The sequence below is a fragment of the Oleiphilus sp. HI0128 genome (assembly GCF_001635365.1).
The window spans coordinates 1-283 of sequence record NZ_LWGG01000721.1 but is presented as its reverse complement, the minus strand read 5'-3'; the positions used below and the strand labels follow the sequence as shown (position 1 = coordinate 283).

At 46.6% G+C, this 283-nt stretch carries 1 pseudogene; it reads left to right on the top strand.

The features are described from left to right. Positions 1-283 (top strand): annotated as a pseudogene (locus A3763_RS08840) (IS110 family transposase); the annotation flags it as partial.

Sequence of the window (283 nt, the reverse complement as noted above, 5' to 3'; positions counted from 1 at the left end):
GACACCCATAAGGAGTTCACCGAAGTCGCATATTGCGAAGATCAACGAGGCTCAGAAGTAAAACACCTTGGAAGAGTTTCTTCAGCCAAAGTATCACTTACCAAGATGGCGAGACAGTTTGAAAGCAAATACCCGCAGGCTACCCTGCATTTTGTTTATGAAGCAGGCCCCTGTGGCTACTGGATTTATCGATTGCTGACAAGCTTAGGCCATTGTTGCTATGTTGTTGCGCCATCACTGATTCCAAAGAAACCCGGACAACGCGTGAAAACAGATAAACGCG